Annotated in this window: 16 protein-coding genes; 8 read left to right on the top strand and 8 right to left on the bottom strand. The window is 61.0% G+C overall.

Annotation, left to right across the window (positions count from 1 at the left end):
* A partial coding sequence (locus tag QD357_RS02620) for a transposase (RefSeq protein ID WP_414124014.1) occupies window positions 1–230 on the top strand: 230 nt, incomplete at its 5' end.
* 13 nt (window positions 231–243) lie between these two features.
* On the opposite strand, the gene trpS is transcribed toward QD357_RS02620, so the two are convergent.
* Both trpS and cckA read right to left on the bottom strand, forming a co-directional pair.
* The gene (trpS, locus tag QD357_RS02625; RefSeq protein WP_107108221.1) at window positions 244–1,263 is read right to left on the bottom strand and encodes a tryptophan--tRNA ligase; all 1,020 of its coding nucleotides are present in this window, start codon (window positions 1,261–1,263) and stop codon (window positions 244–246) included.
* A gap of 308 nt (window positions 1,264–1,571) precedes the next feature.
* Complete coding sequence (cckA, locus tag QD357_RS02630) at window positions 1,572–4,190, bottom strand: cell cycle histidine kinase CckA (protein WP_107108222.1); 2,619 nt, start codon at window positions 4,188–4,190, stop codon at window positions 1,572–1,574.
* Between the two features lie 286 nt (window positions 4,191–4,476).
* Between cckA and QD357_RS02635 the strand changes: the two genes are divergently transcribed.
* Entirely contained in the window at window positions 4,477–5,427 is a 951-nt protein-coding gene (locus QD357_RS02635; RefSeq protein ID WP_414124015.1) for a flagellar biosynthetic protein FliO, read from the top strand.
* Between the two features lie 92 nt (window positions 5,428–5,519).
* On the opposite strand, the gene dksA is transcribed toward QD357_RS02635, so the two are convergent.
* Entirely contained in the window at window positions 5,520–5,939 is a 420-nt protein-coding gene (dksA, locus tag QD357_RS02640; RefSeq protein WP_015340076.1) for an RNA polymerase-binding protein DksA, read from the bottom strand.
* 280 nt (window positions 5,940–6,219) lie between these two features.
* On the opposite strand from dksA, the gene QD357_RS02645 reads away from it, so the two are divergent.
* From QD357_RS02645 to QD357_RS02660, 4 genes are all read left to right on the top strand, one after another.
* A complete protein-coding gene (locus QD357_RS02645; RefSeq protein ID WP_107108224.1) occupies window positions 6,220–6,711 on the top strand; it encodes a SixA phosphatase family protein in 492 nt (163 codons plus the stop codon).
* Window positions 6,712–6,835: 124 nt separating this feature from the next.
* Window positions 6,836–8,311, top strand: coding sequence for a YcjX family protein (locus QD357_RS02650; RefSeq protein WP_107108529.1), 1,476 nt, complete (start codon window positions 6,836–6,838; stop codon window positions 8,309–8,311).
* Window positions 8,308–9,396 carry a YcjF family protein gene (locus QD357_RS02655; protein WP_107108225.1) on the top strand — a complete coding sequence of 363 codons (1,089 nt, stop codon included), beginning with the start codon at window positions 8,308–8,310 and terminating at the stop codon, window positions 9,394–9,396. The genes QD357_RS02650 and QD357_RS02655 overlap by 4 nt, the downstream gene beginning before the upstream one ends.
* 112 nt (window positions 9,397–9,508) lie before the next feature.
* Window positions 9,509–10,063 carry a hypothetical protein gene (locus QD357_RS02660; RefSeq protein ID WP_107108530.1) on the top strand — a complete coding sequence of 185 codons (555 nt, stop codon included), beginning with the start codon at window positions 9,509–9,511 and terminating at the stop codon, window positions 10,061–10,063.
* 108 nt (window positions 10,064–10,171) lie between these two features.
* Here the strand turns inward: QD357_RS02660 and folK are convergent, their stop codons facing one another.
* The 3 genes from folK to folP are packed head-to-tail and all read right to left on the bottom strand — an operon-like array spanning window position 10,172 to window position 11,839.
* Window positions 10,172–10,690 carry a 2-amino-4-hydroxy-6-hydroxymethyldihydropteridine diphosphokinase gene (gene folK / locus QD357_RS02665; protein WP_107108226.1) on the bottom strand — a complete coding sequence of 173 codons (519 nt, stop codon included), beginning with the start codon at window positions 10,688–10,690 and terminating at the stop codon, window positions 10,172–10,174.
* A complete protein-coding gene (folB, locus tag QD357_RS02670; protein WP_107108531.1) occupies window positions 10,683–11,045 on the bottom strand; it encodes a dihydroneopterin aldolase in 363 nt (120 codons plus the stop codon). The genes folK and folB overlap by 8 nt, the downstream gene beginning before the upstream one ends.
* Before the next feature lie 5 nt (window positions 11,046–11,050).
* Window positions 11,051–11,839: a dihydropteroate synthase gene (gene folP, locus QD357_RS02675; protein ID WP_210318819.1), complete on the bottom strand. Its 789-nt coding sequence runs from the start codon at window positions 11,837–11,839 to the stop codon at window positions 11,051–11,053.
* 178 nt (window positions 11,840–12,017) lie between these two features.
* On the opposite strand from folP, the gene QD357_RS02680 reads away from it, so the two are divergent.
* Window positions 12,018–12,638 (top strand): DUF922 domain-containing Zn-dependent protease, encoded by a 621-nt coding sequence (locus tag QD357_RS02680; RefSeq protein ID WP_107108532.1) that lies wholly within the window; start codon window positions 12,018–12,020, stop codon window positions 12,636–12,638.
* Between the two features lie 416 nt (window positions 12,639–13,054).
* Here the strand turns inward: QD357_RS02680 and QD357_RS02685 are convergent, their stop codons facing one another.
* Window positions 13,055–13,375: a 2Fe-2S iron-sulfur cluster-binding protein gene (locus tag QD357_RS02685; protein ID WP_107108228.1), complete on the bottom strand. Its 321-nt coding sequence runs from the start codon at window positions 13,373–13,375 to the stop codon at window positions 13,055–13,057.
* Between the two features lie 151 nt (window positions 13,376–13,526).
* The gene (locus tag QD357_RS02690; RefSeq protein WP_107108229.1) at window positions 13,527–13,895 is read right to left on the bottom strand and encodes an Hpt domain-containing protein; all 369 of its coding nucleotides are present in this window, start codon (window positions 13,893–13,895) and stop codon (window positions 13,527–13,529) included.
* Window positions 13,896–14,386: 491 nt separating this feature from the next.
* Here QD357_RS02690 and QD357_RS02695 point away from each other — a divergent pair, with 491 nt between their 5' ends.
* Complete coding sequence (locus QD357_RS02695) at window positions 14,387–21,355, top strand: hypothetical protein (protein WP_107108230.1); 6,969 nt, start codon at window positions 14,387–14,389, stop codon at window positions 21,353–21,355.
* Window positions 21,356–21,395 lie beyond the last annotated feature (40 nt).

Below are 21,395 nucleotides of genomic sequence, written 5' to 3' on the forward strand. Positions count from 1 at the left end.
CCCTACGGCTTTTCCTCATCCAGCGAGGAACCTGTCCCGTCATTCCCAACAACCCGACCCGTAAACGAATCCAGCCGTTCGATCCCCAGGCCTATAAACGCAGAAACATCATCGAACGCATGTTCTGCCGTCTCAAGGACTGGCGCAGGGTCGCTACGCGCTACGACAAGCTCGCCACAAACTTCGCCGCAACATGCTATATCGCCGCAATCATCATTTGGTGGATCTGATTGCGTCTCGACCCTAGGTCAAGGAGAACAGACCTAGAGCGGCGCGCAGTTCCGTAAGGGTTGCTTCCGTCCGCTCCCTTGCCCTGAGCGTACCCTGTCGCAGCACACCCAGGGCGTAGCCAGGATCAGCGGCATAGCGAGCACGGCGCTCACGGATCGGGGCGAGCAGAGCTTGCAGAATATCTTCAAGCCGTCGTTTCACGACCATGTCGCCAAGGCCGCCCTTTCGATAATGCTCCTTCAGCTCCTCGGCGAAATCCCTATCCTCGGCAAAGGCATCGAGATAGGTGAAGACGACATTGCCCTCGACCTTTCCCGGATCAGCAGCGCGCAGATGGGCGGGATCGGTGTACATCTGTCGCACGGCTTGCCGAATATCGTCCGGCGACGCGGATAGCGGGATAGCGTTGCCTTGCGACTTGCTCATTTTGGCTTTGCCATCGATGCCTGGCAGACGACCGACGATCGGGATCATCGCCTCGGCTTCCAGAAGAACTTCGTGGCCAACCTGCCGGTTGAGGCGACGCACGATTTCGTTGGTTTGCTCGATCAACGGGGCTTGATCTTCGCCTACCGGGACGATCGTCGCCTTGAAGGCGGTGATGTCAGCCGCTTGAGCGACGGGATAGCAAAGAAACCCCGCCGGAATATCGCGTTCAAAACCGCGGAGCTGGATCTCTGTCTTGATTGTGGGGTTGCGCTCCAGCCGCCCGACGGCGACGAAGTTAAGATAGAGCACCGTCAGATCGGCCAACGCCGGCAACGCGGATTGCAGGCAAAACGTCGTCTCGGTCGGGTCGATCCCGACGGCAAGATAGTCGTAGACAACCTCCAGCACGTTACGGCGAATCTTCTCCGGATCATGCGCGTTGTCGGTCAGAGCCTGCATATCCGCCAGAAGCAGGAATTGCTGGTGAGTGTGCTGGAGGGCCACGCGGTTCCTGAGAGAACCGACATAGTGACCGAGATGGAGAGGACCCGTGGTCCGGTCGCCCGTGAGAATGACCGGGCGATTGTCGATAGGTAAAGACATTTGGTTGCTCCACAGAGGAGCCGCCGCGATCGGGGAGAGTGCCGGGAAATGACCATGCCTGCCGGATCACGGCGGCAAGGGTCGATTTCAAGAAATGACGACTGCCGCTCCTAGAAGGAGCGCCACCACATCCGGAGGCCGGTGTTCGCGAGATCGGTCATGTCGGTTTGATGCCATGGATCGAGCAAAGATGGCAATGGGAAACATCTGACTTGTGCCCCCCCCCCCCAGCGTTCAAATCTTGCGCGCGCCTTAGTTAGCAAGACGATAAAGCGCATCGAAACAGCGCTTTCTACAGCTTCCCTCACCTAGCGATCCAACGTCTCCCTGACGACAACGGCAAGCTGCTTCAGCGAGAATGGCTTCGGCAGGAAACCGAACTTGGCGTCGGCCGGCAGATTGCGAGCAAAGGCATCTTCGGCATAGCCGGACACGAAGATGAACTTCATGTCGGGATATTTCTTACGCAATTCGCGCAACAGCGACGGCCCGTCCATCTCCGGCATGACGACGTCGGACACGACGACATCCACCTGGCCGTCGAGTTCATCCATGATGTCGAGCGCTTCGACGCCGGACCCCGCCTCATAGACGGTATAGCCGCGTGTCTCGAGCATGCGCTTGCCACCCCGACGCACCGCCTCCTCGTCTTCGACGAGCAGAACGACGGCCGACTTGCCGGTGAGATCGGCAGGTTCTTCCGGCGGCGGGACGACGGCGGCGACACTTTGATCCATCGCCGAGACGTCGCGGCTCTCCGACACCTGACCTTCGATCACCGTCGGGATTTCGACGATGTGGCGCGGCAGGAAGATGCGGAAGGTCGTACCCTTGCCGACTTCGGATTCCGGATGGATGTAGCCGCCCGATTGCTTGATGATACCGTAGACCATGGCAAGGCCAAGTCCGGTGCCTTTGCCCACTTCCTTTGTTGTGAAGAATGGCTCGAAGATCTTGTCCATGATATCGGGCGCAATGCCCGTACCGGTGTCGCTGACCTCAACCAACACCATTTCCTCATGCGGCAGATAGGCGTAGTTGAAGCCGGCCACTTCCGTTGCCGACAAATTGCGGGTGCGCAGCGTCAGCGTGCCGCCGCCCGGCATGGCGTCGCGCGCATTGACGCAGAGGTTGATCAGCACCTGCTCGAACTGTGACAGGTCGGTCTTCACCGGCCAGAGATCGCGGCCATAGTCGACATCCAGCTTGACATGCGTGCCAGACAGCAGCCGGTCCACCAGCATGCGCAGATCGCCGATCACATCCGTCAGATTGAGGATCGTCGGCCGCATCGTCTGCTTGCGCGAGAAGGCCAGCAACTGCCGTACCAGTACGGCCGCACGGTTGGCGTTGCGCTTGATCTCCATGAGATCGGCGAAGCTCGCGTCCGATGGCCTTGCCTGCAGCAGCAGATGGTCCGATGACAACAGGATCGCCGTCAGCACATTGTTGAAATCATGCGCGATGCCGCCGGCGAGTGTACCGACCGCATTCAGCTTCTGCGTCTGCGCCATCTGCGTTTCCAGCGCCTTCTGCTCGGTCACTTCGACGGCATAAACGATGGCCGCTTCTTCAGGCGCTTCGTCGGTCTGATCGATGACGGCATTGATATAGAAGCGGAAATGCCGCGTGTCGTCTTTCGGATTACGCGAATCGATCGGCGGGATATCGCCCTGCCGGTCCTTGGCGGCGGCAAGCGCCTGCTCCAGCCGCGGCCGGTCAGCTTCATAGACGATGTTCTCGAGGGCGGCGCCACGCTCGATATCGTCGCGCGAAACGAGATCGGAGAAGAGCTTCAGGAAAGGTGCGTTGGTGCGCAGAATGTGACCCGCGCCATCCACGGAGGCAATCGCCATCGGCGTGTTGTTAAAGAAGCGGCTGAAGCGCATCGCCGCGACGGAGGCGGATTGATCGTTATCGCCGCCGTTCTGCCGGGTCAGCACGATGGTGCGGCTTTCACCCGGGGCGCCGTCGCGCATCGACGTGACACTGTGAACGATCTGCACCGGTAGGCTCTGGCCGTTGGCGCGGCGCAGGTCGAGATCGAGCGTCACCGTCTTTTTGAGGCCGGGTTCGGCCTGGACGGACTGGATCAGCGTCAGGCCCTCGCCGGCCACGAGATCGCCGATGGTCATCGAACCCGGCGTGAATTTGGTCAGATCGAAGCCCAGCCATTCGGCAAGCGTCGCGTTCAGATAGAAAATCTCGCCCTTGCGGCCGGCCGAAAAGAAGCCTGCCGGCGCGTGATCGAGATAGTCGATGGCGTTCTGCAGTTCCTTGAAGAAGCGTTCCTGATCGTCCCGCTCAGACGTGATGTCGGTGATCTGCCAGATATGCAGCGCCTTGCCGCGCCCCTGCTCCGGCGGCAGCACACGCGCTTTCAAGCGATACCAATGCGCGCCGTTACCATTGCCTTCCCCGGGGCCGAGCGGCTTCAGGAGCCGGAACTCTTCCGAACCCTCCTTGCCCTCGCGCAACCCATTGGCAAGACGATAGAGCGCTTCATTGGATTCGCGATTACGCGACAGCAGCGTTTCCAGCGACTGCACCTCGGTCGCCTTGGCCGCGCCAGTCAACTGACCATAAGCGCCGTTGGCATAGATGATGCGGCCCTTTTCGTCGGTGATCAGCGTGCCATCCGGATGGCTGTTCAGGAATGAACGCGCTAGGCTGTCGGACTGCGTCTGCGGCATGACCTCGACGAAGCCGATAATCGACGAGACGAGAAAGAAAATGCCGACCATGGCGAGAATGCCGAGCCCGCCAAGCACGGTTTCGTTGTCGAGCTGGTCCTTGAAGATAACAAAAGCGGCGGCGGCGGCCACCAGCACTAGGGCGAGCAGAATGATGCGCAGCACGGTGCCCGAACGAACCCCGCGATCCACCAGCGGCACGCTATACTCGTCGGACTGACGCTGCTTCGTCATAAACCCCTCGTCTCCGCCCTCTTCCTTCTCCCGTCAGGCACTTGACGGATCGCGGATTCGGACCTTTCGAATCTTCTTTAGCAATTTGCGGCATCAGCAAAAAGCTTTGCGGGGCTAGAAAGGCCTGTATTCACAAGGAAGAGCGCTGGACAAAGAACGATCTATCTTGTTTCCAGAGCGGACCTGTCCATATGATCGCCTCATATCGATACAAAGGTGAAGACGTTGGGCCGGTCGTTTTTGCGGCAAGGCTGCGACATCGGGGATAATTACGGAGTATCTCGAAATGTGGGACGAAATCGCCGGGGCCTATGGCAGTCGCTTCTTCCTCGCAGCCGGTGGGGTCGGCATTGCCCTTCTCCTATTGATCTGCATCCTCTGGATCTTCCGAAACCGCGCTCCCTCGCCTTTCGTGCGCGGCGGCAAGAACCGCCAGCCTCGCCTGCAGGTGCTTGACGCCGCCGCCGTCGACGCCCGCCGCCGCCTCGTGCTGGTACGCCGCGATGGCATCGAGCACCTTATCATGATCGGCGGCCCGACCGATATCGTCATCGAGTCAGGGATTTCCGATGCCGCCAAGGCGGGCATGCCGGCACCGACCCCGGTCGGAACGCCGCTGGCCTACGAACGCCGGCTGGAACCGGCGCAGGAAGCGCCGCGCCTCGATCATGCACCGGCGGCAGCTTCGGAACAGCCGATCCCACAGAGAGCTTCAGTCGAAGCCTATATGCCGCCGGAACCCAGCCCTGCCGTAGAACCGGCTCCTCTTCGTGCCGCACCGGCAATCGAACGCCCGCAACCTCCCGTAACACCGCAGCAGCACATGCCACAGTCGGCGGCGATGCTTGGCGAAGCGGAAGTAGCCAATATTCTCGATGCAGCTCGTCAGCACGTATTGCCACAGCAGCAGCCGGCGCGTGTCGCTGCAGCCGCGCCGCAGCCCGTCCTCCAGCCGATGGCTCCTACCGTTGCTTCGGCGGCGCCAGTGGTGGCACCGCCGCCGGTGCGCGAACCCGGCGCCGATTTCCAGAGCATTTTGGAAGCGGAAATGTCTAATAATCTCACGGCGGAACGGATCATACCGAATGTGCCGCCACAACGGCAGATACAGCAGCCAGTCGCCGCCCCGGCGCAGCGCCGCGATCCGGAACTCCCGCCGATGACCGGCGCGGATAGTGCGCTTCAGAAAGAGGTCGCACGTATTTTCGGCGAAATGAGCGTCAACCGCKACAAGTGAGGCGCCGACGGGCGTTCTGGTGGCATGAAAAAGGCACGGCGGATATCTCTGCCGTGCCTTAATTTTGCGTTCCAATCGGAGTGGTCTGAAACCTATTCGTCGCGATAAACCTTCTCGCGGCGCTCGTGACGTTCCTGTGCTTCGATCGACAGGGTCGCGATCGGGCGGGCGTCCAGACGCTTGAGACCGATCGGTTCGCCGGTTTCCTCGCAGTAACCGTAGGTCCCGTCTTCGATACGCTGCAACGCGGCGTCGATTTTTGAGATAAGCTTACGCTGACGGTCGCGAGCCCGAAGTTCGATGGCTCTGTCAGTTTCGGAAGAAGCCCGGTCAGCAAGATCGGGATGGTTTGCGCTTTCTTCGGCCAAATGGTCGAGGGTTTCGCGCGCTTCTCTTAGGATATCATTTTTCCAGGCGACTAACTTCGCTCGAAAATAAGCTCGCTGATTCAGATTCATGAACTCCTCGTCTTCCGAGGGCACATAATTGCTAAGATCGATCTTCTCACTCAACGCGATTCTCCTGAAGAACATCTCATATGGCGCGCTGTATAGCCCAACCGGTAGTAACGATTCAAGCCAAATAGACGTGGTAAACGGATTTTTAAATTTGTCATAAAAGTTGGCTAAAGGTTTATTTTTCCATTATATATTCGCGATGACGTAAATGTGATAGAACCATAACCTTCGCGTGAATGACCGCCAACCCCTCCGTATTGCCGTTCGCCCCGCAGTTGACGGCATATAGGATCAGGCGGTACGTCAAAGGCAAATCGAGCACGGGAATTCCGCTATGACCCGCATCACGCCTCCACCGTCCCGGATTTACCTGTTGCGTCATGCCAAGGCTCTGCGGCCAACACCTGGTCAGAAGGATTTCGACCGCGCGCTTAGCAGTGATGGCTATGCCGCCGCTGAAATTGTCGCCAAAAAAGCCGTCGACAAAGGCTACAAGCCGGAACTCGTCATCTCCTCGACAGCTTTGCGATGCCGCCAAACCGCCGACGCTATTCGCCACGCCATGAGCCCCTCTACCAAGTTCCGTTACGTCGACGCGCTATATGACGCCACAACAGACATCTATCTCGAAATCATCTCATCGCAGGTGACCGAGGACTCCGTCATGTTGGTCGGCCATAACCCGATCATTGAAAGTACGCTGGAAGCACTGATTGGCCATCACGCCTTGGTCTCCGCGATTCCCAAAGGCTTTCCGACCGCCGGACTCGCCGTTGTCGACTCGACGCCGTCGGGCTGGGTCCTCACGGATTTCGTCAAAAAATAGGTTCGGCAGAAAAATATCAGGTGGAGCAATGATTTTGCGGCCCTGATCCGCAAAGCGCGGTCTCTTTTCGGGCCTCCTATTGCTTCCTATATTGACGATCACGCTGTCATTCTGGGATCCCGCCTTGCCGCCAAGCCTGACCTCCTTCACAGACGACGCCCTGATCGCATTCGACAATCTCGTCGACCGCACGACTGGCCTCGTCAATCCGACAATAAGACTCGGCGTCACCGGCCTTTCCCGTTCCGGCAAGACCGTTTTCATTTCCTCCCTGGTGCACAATCTGCTGAACGGCGGTCGCCTGCCGCTGTTCGAGGCGGTGCAATCCGGCCGGGTCTCCGCCGTTCGCCTTGAGCCGCAGCCGGACGATGCAGTCCCGCGCTTTCAATATGAGGATCACATCCGCGCACTGGTGAAGGAACGCATCTGGCCGGATTCGACGCGCGCCATCTCGGAACTGCGGATCACGCTGGATTATCAGAGCGCCAGCGGCTGGAACCGACTATTTTCGCCCGGCCGCCTTTCCATCGACATCGTCGACTATCCCGGCGAGTGGCTGCTCGACCTGCCATTGCTCGGCAAGGATTTCCGCGCCTTCAGCGAGGAGACGCTGACGCTCGCGAAAACCGGCATTCGGGCGGAGCTGTCGCGTGCCTGGCTGGCGATGACGCAGTCGACCGATGCTTCAGCTTCCGCTGACGAGATGATTGCGCGCGAACTCGCCACCGCTTTCTCTGCCTATCTCAAAGCCTGCAAATCCGACGAACGTTCGTTGTCGACGTTGCCGCCCGGCCGTTTCCTGTTGCCGGGTGACCTCGACGGTTCGCCGGCCCTGACCTTCGCGCCGCTGGTGCCTCCGCCCGAAGGCAAAGCGCAGAAGGGGTCGCTCTGGGCAATGATGGAGCGCCGCTACGAGGCCTATAAGTCCGTCGTAGTGAAACCCTTCTTCCGCGAGCACTTCGCCCGCCTCGACCGGCAGATCGTTCTTGTCGACGCATTGCAGGCCATCAATCGTGGCCCGGAAGCGGTTCAGGATCTGGAACGCGCGCTGACGGATGTGCTTGCCTGCTTCCGCCCCGGCGCCAATTCCTTCTTCTCCTCCCTGCTTGGCCGCCGCATCGACCGCGTTCTGGTTGCCGCTACCAAGGCCGATCATCTTCATCACGAAAGTCACGATCGGCTGGAGGCGCTGACACGCCGCCTGGTGGAACGCGCCATCGAACGGATCGGCATGGCCGGGGCCGGCATCGAGGTCATGGCAATCGCGTCTGTCCGCGCCACGCGCGAAGCGACGGTCAAACGCGACGGTCAAACGCTTCCTGTTATCGTCGGCACGCCGATGGATCGCGAGGCGATCGGCGGCGAGACCTTCGACGGCAGTCGCAAAACGGCGGTCTTCCCGGGTGACCTTCCGGAAAATCCGCAATGGCTGTTCGATGCGTTTGAACCCGGTGCGACAAATGTCCATCTGCCCGAGGTGAGCGTCGTCCGCTTCCGCCCGCCGGAACTGGACGAGACCGGCGCCGGCATCAAACTCTCCGTGCCGCACATCCGCCTCGACCGCGCCATGCAGTTCCTGTTCGGAGATCGCCTCGCATGACGAAGCCGACCGCAGACGATCCCAAAGGCCTTTCGCGCCGTCCCGCTGCCTTTTCAGTCGAGCCGGAAATGTCGAAGGACGATTCGGCTACTAAAACAGTTGCGGAGCCGCCGCGCCGCAAGCCACAGAGTTTCGATACGGAAGTCGTCCTGACGCCGGATGAGGAAGATCCTTTCCTCAACCCTGCTCTTACCGCCTCCGATGTTGATATCGCAGTAGCCAAGCCGCGCCGCCGCGGTTTTTCCTTCGGCAAAATTGCCGCCGGCGCCTTCGGCATTCTCGTGTCTCTCGCCTTCGGTCTGTGGACCGACCAGTTGATTCGCGATCTCTTCAGTCGCGCCGACTGGTTGGGTTATACCGCCCTCGCGGTGCTCGGCGTCGGCATTCTCGCCGTCCTCGCCATCGTCATTCGCGAGACCGCCGGCATGATGCGACTTGCGGCGGTGCAGACGATCAAAGCGGAGGCCGAAGCCGCTATCGTTGAGACGCGCCCCGCGCGCGCAAAGGCACTCGTCCAACGCCTCTGCACGCTTTTAGAGGCCAATCCGGAAACGGCGAAGGGCCGCGCGACCTTAAAAGCGGCAGAAAACGATATCATCGACGCGCCGCAATTGATCGACCTTGCCGAACGGGAACTGCTCGGTCCGCTTGATCGACGCGCCCGCGCACTGATTCTCGGCGCCTCCAAACGAGTTTCGGTCGTCACGGCCGTTAGCCCCCGTGCGCTGGTCGACATTCTCTACGTGCTCTATGAATCGGCCAAGCTGGTGCGCGCCATGGCGGAGCTTTACGGCGGCAGGCCCGGCACGCTCGGCATGATCCGGCTGATGCGCGACGTGCTCGCTCACCTTGCAGTTACCGGCTCCATTGCCGTGGGTGACAGCGTCGTACAGCAGCTAATCGGCCACGGTTTGGCCTCGAAACTCTCGGCCCGGCTGGGCGAAGGCGTCGTCAATGGCATGATGACGGCGCGCATCGGCATCGCTGCGATGGATCTCTGCCGGCCACTGTCGTTCAAGGCGTTGAAACGGCCGGGAATCGGCGATTTCGCCGGAGATCTGGCGCCCAACATCACCGGCCGCTGAATGCTGCAAACGCCTGCGAAAGCGCCTTTTGCCTCCATAAGAAACCAAGCATTAACCATTCTGAGGCAAAAGTGGAAACCAGTTTCCAGTTCCTCTTCGTTAGGGAATGTCCATGTTTTCGCGCCAGTTTCTTCTTGTTTGCGGCCTTGCCGCCGCGGCTCTCTCTGCAGGTGCCTGGGTGCAGTCCGCCGATGCGGCATCCCGTGACAAGGCCTTCTTTCAGTCCGTCGCCGGCTCATGGCGAGGCCCAGGCGAGATCGTCGCCGGCAAGTACAAAGGCACGAAATTCACCTGCAATCTGACCGGGCAGCCGCTCAGCGGCAACAGCGCCGGCGTCAAGCTCGACGGAACCTGCCGCGTCGGCGTCTTCCAGCAGCCGATGACGGCGGAAATCACCCAGAGCGGTGGCAGCTATAGCGGCAAATTCCTGGACGGCGCGGCCGGCAAGGGCCTGGATGTTACCTCGGGCACGGTCAACGACGGCACCGTGGTCCTTGGTCTCAATCGCCAGAAGCTCAACGGTGCCATGATTGCCCGCGTCGCGGACAACAAGACAATGAATGTAACGATTTCCGTCAAGGTCAATGATCAGATGGTGCCTGTCATCGGTGTGACGCTGCAGCGGGCCGCTGATCTCGATCAGATGGCTGTTGGGTCAATCCAGTAACGCTTATGCACTAACAGCAAATGACGCCTCCGCCTGAAATTCAGGTCGGAGGCGTTTATTTTTTGAGCGCTGACTGGATATGCCTTGGCACATGAGATGGCACGGGCGTTACGCCGTTTTCCACCAATCGCGGTTTTCGTCCGCCACTTCTATTCCCTGCACATCCGCTTCGCCCAGCCAATCCGCCACCTTGCGTCCGCTGATCAAGAGATCGGCCCCAAAATCCGCAAGCGGCATCAGCACGAAGCCGCGCTCGGTCATGCGCGGATGCGGGATCGTCAATAGCGGTTCGACCCGAACGATATTACCGTAGGTCAGGATGTCGATATCGATCGTCCGCGGCCCCCAGCGTTCGATACGCACCCGCTTCATGTCACGCTCGATACCAAGGCAAACATCGAGCAGCACCTCCGGCGACAGTGTCGTATCGACCGCTGCACAGGAATTGTAGAAGAAGGATTGGTCCGTTTTTCCCCAGGGAGGCGTGCGGTAAAGGCGGGAAACCGCAGCGACGCGGCAGTCCGCCCGCGCATCGAGCATGCGCAACGCGCGCGCCATGGCTCGAACGGGATTGTCGAGGTTGCCGCCAAGACCGAGAGTGGCGCGCGTCAGTCCGACTTCAGGCAAAATGCTCAACGCTCACCTGCACATAATCGAGAACGCCGGGAACCGGCGCATTGGGTTTGCGCACCGTGATCTTCGCCCTCCGCACGCTCGGAAAGCGCCGGGACAATTCCTTCGCGACATCGAGAGCCAGCGCCTCGATCAGATAGCGACGGCGCCCCGTGACGATCTCTTCGATAACGCTGAAGGCAATGCCGTAATTGACGGTGTCCTCGATCGAATCCTGCGCCAATGCCTCACCGGCATCGACATCGAGCTCGGCATCGACGAAAAAACGCTGGCCAAGAAATTCTTCTTCGTCGTGCACGCCATGGCGGGCGAAGAAGGCGCAGTTCTGAAGGGTGATGGTGTAGATCATATCGCTCATGGCGTCCTGCCGCCTAATTTCGCCCGTGTCTTGAGGATAGCATCGGCAACCGCCAGGGCATCCCTGTTGATTGCGACATTGTGTACCCGAAAAATTGCCGCACCTTGCAAACGCAATATAGCACTGGTCGCAGCGGTCCCCACATCCCGATCCGGCGCTTCCCGTCCGGTAACGGCGCCCACGAATCGTTTGCGCGAGGTGCCGGTCATCAAAGGCAGTTCGAAGCGGAGCAGTGCCGTGAAGCGCGCCATCAGCTCCAGATTTTCCTCGACATCCTTGGCGAAACCGAAGCCGGGATCGAGAACGATACTCTGCCTGTTCACGCCGGCCGCTGCTGCGATATCGAGCGATCGGCTGAGAAACAGCACCTGGTCGTCGATGACGTCAGGAAGCTTTGTCCGTTCGCGACCGGTATGCATGATGCAAAGCCCGGCGCCCGTCTGCGCCGCCAGCGTTGCAATTTCCGGCTCGCGCTGCAGGCCGAAGACATCGTTGACGATGTGCGCGCCGGCACTGATCGCCAGTCTTGCGGTATCGGCACGATAGGTATCGATGGAGATCAGCGCATCCGTCTTGCCGCGCAGCGCTTCGATGACCGGCAGAACGCGCCCTTGCTCCTCGGTGGCGCTGACTGCCTCGACATCCGGCTTGGTCGATTCCCCGCCGATATCAATGATGGCTGCCCCTTCCTCCACGCAGGCAAGCGCATGTGCGACCGCCGCGTCGACCGCCTCATAGTGTCCGCCGTCGGAAAAAGAATCCGGCGTCACGTTGACGATCGCCATGATGGCGCTCCGTTCGCCGACATCGAGGCTGCGCCCATGCGCGACATGCCAGCTATGGCTGCGAAGCTCTGTCACGATCCGTCCATCCCATTGAAAATGAAAAAACCTCGCGCCGGATATTGCGCTTGCAGTGGCTATGCCGCAAGCTCCGTCGAAGTTCAACCTGGTAGCAGCACGAATGCCGTTTGCACGCCGACAGATCCGTGTCTCGCTTATCCTATTGCTTCTGTGCGGCATTTCCACCGGCGCCGACGCGGAGGTGGTCGCCCGCAAATCCGTCTCCTATTTCGATATCAAGGGCGACAGCGCCGATGCGCTCGATGCGTCATTGAATGCGCACGGGCCGGTTACGATGGGCTCCAGCAGCCGCCATCCCGGCGCAACCAAGGTTCGCTTCGGCGGCAGTGCAACATACGCAGAGCGGAACGGCCGCTGCTATATCTCCGACGTCAGGATTACGGTCGACACCGAAATCATTCTGCCGCGCTGGCGCGACCGTCGGCATGCGAGCCGGCAACTGTCGATGATTTGGGATACGCTCTCGGCGGATATCCGCCGCCACGAGGACCGGCACGCGGAGATTGCGCGCGAACATGCGCGGCGGATGGAACAGTCGATCCTTGCCCTGCCTTCCGCCAAGGATTGTGACACGCTTCAGGACAAGGCAAACGCGGTCACCACGCAGGAAACACAGTTGCATGATGAGGATCAGGCCCGATTCGACAAAATCGAGGCGATCAATTTTCAGAGCCGCATCCAGAGGCTGATGACCTATCGCAGCCAGCAAACTGGTGAATGACGGGTCGCTAAGACACTTTTTTCGCGAAAATTGCGTCCTGACCACAGCAATCTGTGTGAAAACTGTCACTATACCTGTGAATCATTCACAACTTCTCATTTTTGAACTTTACGAGAATCTGAAATAGGTTTTTCCTATCAAATATCGGGGTGATCCGCTTCGGCGGCTTATCATCGGAAGCCGGAGGGGTTTTCGCAAAGACCGATCAAAGTTCTTGCGTTGACGGGTTATTCGTCCCGCCGCGCCGTCGAGTTGACGTGTAACGCGTGCGTCCAGTGTTCTCCTGGCGCGTCCTGAAGCCGCAGGTGTTTCCTCCCTTGCCTGTTGGTGATGCGCCCGCCTTGCCTCGCTCGCTGCGACAAGCTGAGCGGGGCTTCTTTTTGTTGACGCATCCCAAATCTGCTGGGAGGTAGGCCTCAGGCTTGGCGCTCCGGAACATGCACGACGAGGCCGTCAAGCGCCTTCGTCAGCTTGATCTGACAGGAGAGACGCGAACTCGGGCGGACATCGAAGGCGAAATCCAACATGTCTTCTTCCATCGCTTCCGGGCCGCCGACCTTCTCGGCCCACTCCTCGTCGACATAGACATGACAGGTGGCGCATGCACAGGCGCCGCCGCATTCCGCTTCGATGCCTGGTACGGAATTGCGTACGGCATTTTCCATCACGGTGGAGCCCTCGTCGGCGTCGAGATCAAAACGGGTGCCGTCGAAAGCGACGATGGTCAATTTGGTCATGTGATTGAATTCCGGTATTCGTGAGTGAAGGGAGGATCCGGAATTTTTCTTCCAACAATTCCCGGGGGCAGTCAACAATTGCGCCGCCGAAACGGCAGAAACCGTTTGGCGGCGCAATGGCAAAGATCAAGTGATCGCGCGCGGCGTCAGCTCAACGCGACAACTTCAGAATGAAGTTCTCAGCCTCGATGACGCAGGCCGTGACAGCAGCCATGCGCGCGGCATCACCGACATCGCTTTCGAGCGCATTGGCGGCATCGGCCACCTTGAACGCACCGACGGCACTTGCCGCGCCCTTCAACCGATGCGATGCGGCCGCTGCACGCTTGCGATCGCCGCAGCCGATTTCCTGCAGACAGGACCGCGCCTGCCGGGCAAACATCTGAAGCACTTCCACTTCGAGCGCCTTGTCGCCCATCGTCTGCTTCGCCAGGTGAACCAGATCGATCGCCCGCTCTCGCGACGGCGCCGCACCCCGCGAATTGTCCGGAGCTTCGAACGCGATATTCAATGCTGCCATGTGCCAAGTCTCCCGTCTTATATCTATAACTGTCTCTGGGATCTGCCGTATGGTTGCGGCCAGCCGATGGCGATCCAGTTAAATTTTGGCACAGGTGGGGCCTAAATCTGCCGACATGGTTAATGCGCGTTAAACATGGCTAAATTATTAGGTTTTCAGCAAGTTGCGCAGATGAAAAGTGTTAACAATGACTTAATGGGACAAGACTCCAGCCGTGGAATTAATTGTCACGCATGGGGGAATGTGTCACTACGGTACTGGCAAATTGGGTTCATGGCACATGCCTTTGCCCAAGGGGTGGATAGTGGTAATGTTTTAATACCATTCGTTTGAAAAAGCGGATATCCACTATGAAATGTAATGGGAAATCCACCTCCGGCGTCAGTCGAGGCGGGTGACCTAACGGGAGGCAGGTTCGTCTTTTCCGGACGTTGGCGGATTTCCGGAGAAGACACGGCAGGCCCGATCGAGTTGTAACGAGGCGTAACCGTATGGCGAACAAAAAGTACATCGAGTCGATCGAAGACAAGGCCTTTCAGGCTTTGGATGAAGCTTTGCAGATCGATTTCAGTGACGAGACCTTGGAGCCTCGCAACGGTTCAACGCCTGACACCCCGGAGACAAGAGTGTCTGAGCCATCGAATCCGCCTGCAAGACAGACCCAGGATGATGCGGCACGCAAGGCAGCCGCCGCGCGGAGCGCCGCAGCGGCCCGGCCGACCGAAGTGCCGAAGAGCCCGATCTTTGCTCCGGCCAATGACGCCAACCGCGTCAGCCCGGCCAGCATCCTGAAATCCCTCGATGGCGGTTCGCAGAGCCGCGCCGTCCGTAACGCGACGATCTTCTCGCTGTTCTGGATCATCGGCGGCATCGGCCTCGCTTTTCTGCTTTACGGCTCGCAGCTCCTGAACATCCGCACGGTCGCCGATCTCGCCGCCCTTCCCGGCGTCATCGCATGCATCATCGGCATCATCGTTCCCGTCCTTCTCTTCTATGCTTTCGGCATGATGATTTCGCGGGCCCAGGATATGCGCAATGCGGCCCGCTCGATGGCGGAAGTCGCGCTGCGCCTCGCCGAGCCGGAAACCGTTGCTTCCGAACGCATCATGACCGTCGGTCAGGCGGTGCGCCGCGAAGTCTCGGCCATGAACGAAGGCATCGAGCGGACGATCGCACGCGCCACTGAGCTTGAGACGCTGGTTCATACCGAAGTCAATGCGCTGGAGCGCAGCTACGCCGATAACGAACTGCGCGTGCGCGGCCTCGTGCATGAACTCGGCTCGGAACGCGACGCCATCGTCAACCACGCCGAACGCATCCGCTCGTCGATCGTTGGTGTTCACGACCAGATCAAGGAAGATCTGTCGCTGGCGACCGAGGAAATTGCCGTGCGCCTGTCGACCTCGGGCGAAGCTTTCGCTTCCATGATCGATACGCGCGCAGCGACGCTGATGGAGAAAACCGATACCGCCGTAGAGACGCTCGGCACCCTGCTCGCCGCCAAGACCGACAGCCTGTTGCAGAATCTCAATGCGTCCGGCTTTGCGCTGAGCCAGGAATTCGATACGCGTCTTGAATCGCTGTCATCGACGCTGGCGGAACGCGGCAAGGAGCTGTTGGGCCAGTTCGAAACCCGCGCCTCCACGCTCGATGCCAACACCGACAAGCTGAACACCGCGCTCAACGAACGCGCCCGTCAATTGAACGAGACTCTGGTCGCCCGCACGCGTGAAATCAGCGAAAGCCTGACCGGCAGCGAACGCTCGATCACCGGCACACTCGACAATGTGCTCTCCAAGCTCAACAGCGCCCTTGATGAAAAGGGCGCAAGCTTCCGCCAGAGCCTGCAGTCGACTGCCGACGACACTATTATGGACATCGACCTGCGCACCGGCTTCTTCGAAGAGCGTATGCAGTCGACCGTGGCGCAGATTTCGACGGCCTTCGACGAACGCGTCTCGGAGTTCACCTCCGCTTTCGACAAGCGTGCCGGCTCGCTGGACAGCAAATTGTCGGAAAGCCTGACACGGATCAACGAAACGCTGAGCGGCGGCTCGGATGCCATCGACGGCATCCTGAATTCCAGCATCGAGCGCCTCGGTTCTTCGCTGACCGACCAGTCCTTTGCGCTGGCAACGACGCTCGCCACCAGCCAGGAAGTGCTGGAAAGCGCGATCGGCTCCAAGGCCCTCGAGATCGCCTCCGCTCTCGAGGGCGCAACGAACGGAATTACCTCGGCCCTCGCCTCCGGAACCAACGAGCTGAACTCCGCCCTTTCCTCTCATGCGGGCACCTTCACCTCCGCCGTCCAAGGCGTAACGCGTGACGTCTCCGCCGCGTTGAAGAGCGGAACCGAGGAACTGACATCCGCTTTCGCCGGCCGCTCCAACGAACTCAACGATACGCTTGCGGCACATTCGGGCGAATTCACCAAGGCGCTGCAGACGGCGACGTCGGATATCTCCTCCGCCCTCAACAAGGGCACGAGCGAGCTCACCAACACCTTCCTCGGCCGCGCCAGCGAGATCAACAATACGCTTTCGGCCCGCACCGGCGAAATCACGCAGGCGCTTGGTTCGGCGCACGAGCGCATCGACGCCGTCATGGCCGAGCGCAGCGCCTCCCTCTTTGGCGCGCTCTCGGACAACCAGTCACGTTTCGAGCAGACTCTGACTGACCGCTCCGAGGGTATCATCAATGCCGTCACCGGCAGCCATGAGCATCTGACCGCAGCCCTCGACGAGCGCACCTCGATGCTGGCCATTTCGCTGGCCGAAAACCAGCTTCGTCTTGAAAATACGCTCGCAAGCCGCGCCGATGCGATTACCAGCACCGTTGCCGAAACCCACAGCAAGCTCGCCGATACCCTGGACGACAAGGTGATGGCGCTCGCCATCGCCCTCTCCGATGGCCAGTCGCGCATCGAAGACACGTTCACGGGCCGGGCCGAAAGCCTGACCAGCGCGCTGGCGGAGACGCACGACAAGCTCACCGACACGCTCGACGACAAGACGATGGCGCTGGCCATCGCTCTCTCCGACAGCCAGGCACGCCTGGAAGACACGTTGTCCGGTCGCGTCGAGGGCTTCACCGGCGCGATTGCCGATACGCACAACGCACTGGCCAGCACCCTGGATGACAAGACGAGAGCACTGGCCGCGGCACTCAGCAATAGCCAGTCCCGTCTCGAAGAAACGCTCTCTGGTCGTGTCGAAGGCCTGACGAGCGCGATTGCCGATACGCATAGCAAACTCGCCGACACGCTCGACGACAAGACGATGGCGCTTGCCGTTGCGCTCTCCGAGAGCCAGGCCCGCCTGGAAGATACTCTTTCTGGCCACGCCGAAGGCGTCGCAGATACGCTGGACGGCAAGACCAAGGCTCTGGCGGCAGCATTGACGACCGGCCAGTCGCGCCTCGAGGAAACGCTGTCCAATCGCGCCGAAGCGATCACCAACGCCTTCACGGGCAGCCACAGCAGCCTTGCCGACGCGCTGGACGAAAAGGCGATGGCCTTGGCCATTTCGCTTTCCGACACGCAATCGCGGCTTGAAGATGCCCTTTCCAGCCGATTGGACGCGCTCTCCGATACGGTCGCTGGCACGCACGACAAGATCGTCAGCAGCCTCGACGACAAGACGCTGGCGCTTGCCATCGCGTTGTCAGACAATCAGGCTCGCATCGAGGAAACGCTGGCAAACAGCGCCGAGGCGATTGCCCACTCCGTTACCAGCGGCCATGCGGCGCTGACCGATGCGCTCGACGACAAGAGCATGGCATTCGCCATCACGCTCGCCGAAAATCAGAGCCGTTTCGAGAGTGCTTTGGAATCCCGTTCCAACGCCCTGCTCGATAGCGTCGCCGGTGCGGAATCCCGCGTCGCCGGTGCCTTTGGCGACAAGGCCGATGCCATCCGCGCCGCTTATACCGAAAATCAGGATCGTCTCGACCGCTCGCTCAGCGCTCATACCGAAGCGCTCTCCGGCCTGCTCGGCAGCAGCAGCGACCGCCTCGAAACCGTCGTTGGCGGTTCGGCCGAGCGCATCGAAAGCGCGCTCAACACCACGACGCGCCAGCTCGAAAACACGCTGGGCATCGGCCTGTCGCAGATGGACGAAAACCTTGCCTCCGCCTATGAGCGGATGCGCAACACCCTCGAGGACCGCAGCAACGCCATCAGCCTGACGCTGCGTGATGCCCATGCGCAGCTCGACAATACGCTGACTGAACAGGCAACCGCGATCGGCACCTCGATCGCCACCAGCGCCAGCATGCTGGAAATGTCGCTGGAAGATCGCGAAGCTTCGCTGCGCCAGACCATCGACGCCAGTGCAAGAGCGCTCGAGGACCGGCTGCATGGCGGCGCGGGCGATATTGCCGGTCGCATTCAGCAGGCAGCCGGCGACATCACGCGCTCGGCCGAGACATTCTCTTCCAACCTCAACCAGTCCATCGACGGCATGACCAGCCGCTTCGCCGAGACCGGTTCGCGCGTTGAAGCCAGCCTGTCCGCCCTCGAAAACCGTATCCATGATGGCGTCGGCGGCGTTGCAGCGCAGGTCGATGCTGCCGGTAACCGACTGTCCGACACGCTTTCGAGCGGCGTCACGCAGATCGACCGTAGCGGCGGCGACGCTGCGGCCCGCATTGCAGCCGCGCTCGACAATCGCCTGGCAACCATGGCGGAAGCGATCGATAGCCGCACGGCCAATCTGAGCCAGGCGCTCGAAAGCGGCAGCGCCCACATCGAAGAGCGCCTATCGACCATGGACCGCGCTCTGAATGTCGGCCTCGAAGCCGTCAACCGCACCATCGAAGGCAAGGCCACGAACCTCGCCACGACGTTGCGCACTGCCGTTGCCGATGCCGCTCAGGGCATGGACAGCGAGGCGACGCGCACGGCCGACCTGCTTGCCCGCACCGGCCAGCAATTCGCCGACGATCTCGGCAACCGCAGCGATGCCTTTACCCGCTCCATGAACGAGCGTTCCGAAGAGATCGTCACGCGCGTCTCCGAAACGCATAACCGTCTGGCGAGCCAGGCGGCTGCAGTCGCTCAGACATTCTCAGAAGCCGGCAACGCGATCGTCAACAAGGTTGCAGAGGCTGAGGGCCTCGTCGGCAACCAGGTCAACGCCATTTCGCAGGCGCTGTCGTCCGCAGAGCAGTCGCTGGAAGCACGCGGCGCCGCCATCCGCAACACGCTCGCCGGTGGCAGCGAACAGATCGCCTCCACCATGGCGCAGGTCGAGCGCTCGCTCGACGAGCGCAGCAATGCGATCCGCACCAGCCTTGAAGATCGTGCTCGCGAGATCAACTCGACGCTTGCCGATGTCGACAAGGCTCTGGAAGCCCGCGGCACGTCGATCCGTTCTTCGCTGGACGAGCGCACGCGTGAGCTGAACTCCATGCTCGCCGGCCGCTCCAGCGAGTTGTCGCGCCTGATCGATGAGAAGGCCCGCCCGATCGTCGACCGCTACGCTGCGACCGGCCAGGAAGCCGCAGCGCTCATCTCGGCCGCCGCTCAGGAAAGCAGCGATCGTTTGCGCGCCGAAAACGCCGCTCTGATCAACGCGATCGCCTCGCGTACCAATGATACGCTGGCAGCAATCTCGGCTCGCACCGAACATGCCGCCAACGCAGTCAGCGCGCTGGAGAACAACCTTCTTGCCAGCGTCAACGGCATCATCGAGCGACTGGCGGAGAACAACTCCGCGATCGCCGGCATGCTGACGAGTGCCGCCGAGGAATTCGCCACCATCGACGGCCGCCTCAACGCGACATCGGCCCGGTTCGCCGACTCCGCATCGAAGGCGGGCGAAATGGTGTCTGCCTCGACGCGGCTTCTCGAAGGCAAGGTCGACAAGCTCTCGGATGTTTCCGGCAAGACGCTGTCGCAGGTCGGCGGCATCATCGGCCGCTTCGACGAGCATTCCAAGGTTCTGTCGCAGGCCTCCCAGCTCTTGGGTGCTGCACAGTCGAACCTCGTCTCGACGCTGGAAGAACGCGAAACGGCGTTGCAGAACCTGTCCATTGGCCTGGTGCAGCGCTCAGAGGAGATCGAAAACACCATGCGCGCCCTCGGCAGCATGGTGGAAAGCGCCTTCGACCGCGCCGAACAGCGCTCCAACCAGGTCACCGGCAATCTGCGCCAGGGCGTTCAATCCTCCTTCGCCGATATCGGCCGTGTGCTCTCCGACGCGGAAACCCGCGCCGAACAGGCTGCGGAAAGCATGCGCAGCGCGCTTCAGAAGGCGGGCGAAGAAGCCAACCAGACGATAGACGGTACCTTCGCCAACGCCGAGCGTCGCTCGGGCGAGCTGACGAACCGTCTCCGCGGCGGTCTCTCCGCTTCGATCGCCGACATCGAGCATATGCTGACAGAAGCCAGCAAAACTTCGGACGGCGCAGCCCAGCAGTTGCGCGAGACACTGCGCGTCGCCGTCGACGATGCCGTCGGCCGCTTCTCGGGCGCCACCGACGAGATCCGCCGCTCGGCAGGCGACATCCGCAGGGAACTCGACCTGACCCGCAGCGAACTGAAGCGCGGCGCCTTCGACCTGCCGGAAGAGGCCAAGGAAAGCGCTGCCGCCATGCGCCGCGCCGTTGCCGAACAGATCAAGGCACTGCAGGACATTTCGCAGATCGTCGGCCGCTCGACGCAGCAGTTGGAAATCTCCGAGCCTTCGGCCCGTGCGCTGGCCGATGCGCAGCCGGCTCAGCGTCCTCGTCCGGCGGCACCTGCCCCGGCAGCGCCGGCTCCGGTTGCGGCAACTCCCCGGCCCCAGCAGCCTGCCCCGCAGGCGCCCGTTCAGCCGATAGCACAGCAACCGGCGCCGCAGCAGTCGATACCGCAGCAGCCGGTGCCTCAGCCACAGCAGCCGCCGATCGAGGCTTTGGGCCTCCGTGGCACCATCACCGAGCGTCCGGTTGCGCCGCAGCCGCGCCCGATCGAGACGCCGGCTCCGGCCCGCCAGGAAACGGCGGCTGGCGGCGGCTGGATCAGCGATCTTCTGCGCGGCGCGTCGCGCGACGACCTTGCCGACCTGCCGCCGGCCCGCCAGGCTGCACCACGCCCGCAGACGGAGGCAGCACCGGTCGCGCGTAATCCGCGGCATGTGGTCGAATCGCTGAACTCGCTTTCGGTCGATATCGCCCGGGCCATCGACCACGATGCTTCTGTCGATCTGTGGCGGCGTTATCAGCGCGGCGAGCGGGATGTCTTTACTCGCCGCCTCTACACGCTGAAGGGCCAGCAGACCTTTGACGAGATCAAGCGCAAATACGACCGCGAGCCGGAATTCCGCACCGCCGTCGATCGCTATATCGCCGATTTCGAAAAGCTGCTTGCGGACGTCGCCCGTACCGACCGTGACCGCAGCGTCACGCAGTCCTACCTGACCTCCGACACCGGCAAGGTCTACACCATGCTGGCGCATGCGGCGGGACGTTTGAGCTGATAGCTCGGATAATGCGCAAACAAAAATCCCCGGTCATCGA

It is taken from the genome of Rhizobium sp. BR 317 (genome assembly GCF_047445835.1).
GTDB lineage: Bacteria > Pseudomonadota > Alphaproteobacteria > Rhizobiales > Rhizobiaceae > Rhizobium > Rhizobium paranaense.

Coding starts and splice junctions, on each gene's coding strand:
- trpS (WP_107108221.1), bottom strand. CDS start 1,263: ATGTCTTTACCTATCGACAATCGCCCGGTCATTCTCACGGGCGACCGG.
- cckA (WP_107108222.1), bottom strand. CDS start 4,190: ATGACGAAGCAGCGTCAGTCCGACGAGTATAGCGTGCCGCTGGTGGAT.
- QD357_RS02645 (WP_107108224.1), top strand. CDS start 6,220: ATGACCCGCATCACGCCTCCACCGTCCCGGATTTACCTGTTGCGTCAT.
- QD357_RS02655 (WP_107108225.1), top strand. CDS start 8,308: ATGACGAAGCCGACCGCAGACGATCCCAAAGGCCTTTCGCGCCGTCCC.
- QD357_RS02660 (WP_107108530.1), top strand. CDS start 9,509: ATGTTTTCGCGCCAGTTTCTTCTTGTTTGCGGCCTTGCCGCCGCGGCT.
- folB (WP_107108531.1), bottom strand. CDS start 11,045: ATGATCTACACCATCACCCTTCAGAACTGCGCCTTCTTCGCCCGCCAT.
- folP (WP_210318819.1), bottom strand. CDS start 11,839: ATGGCGATCGTCAACGTGACGCCGGATTCTTTTTCCGACGGCGGACAC.
- QD357_RS02680 (WP_107108532.1), top strand. CDS start 12,018: ATGCCGTTTGCACGCCGACAGATCCGTGTCTCGCTTATCCTATTGCTT.
- QD357_RS02685 (WP_107108228.1), bottom strand. CDS start 13,375: ATGACCAAATTGACCATCGTCGCTTTCGACGGCACCCGTTTTGATCTC.
- QD357_RS02690 (WP_107108229.1), bottom strand. CDS start 13,895: ATGGCAGCATTGAATATCGCGTTCGAAGCTCCGGACAATTCGCGGGGT.
- QD357_RS02695 (WP_107108230.1), top strand. CDS start 14,387: ATGGCGAACAAAAAGTACATCGAGTCGATCGAAGACAAGGCCTTTCAG.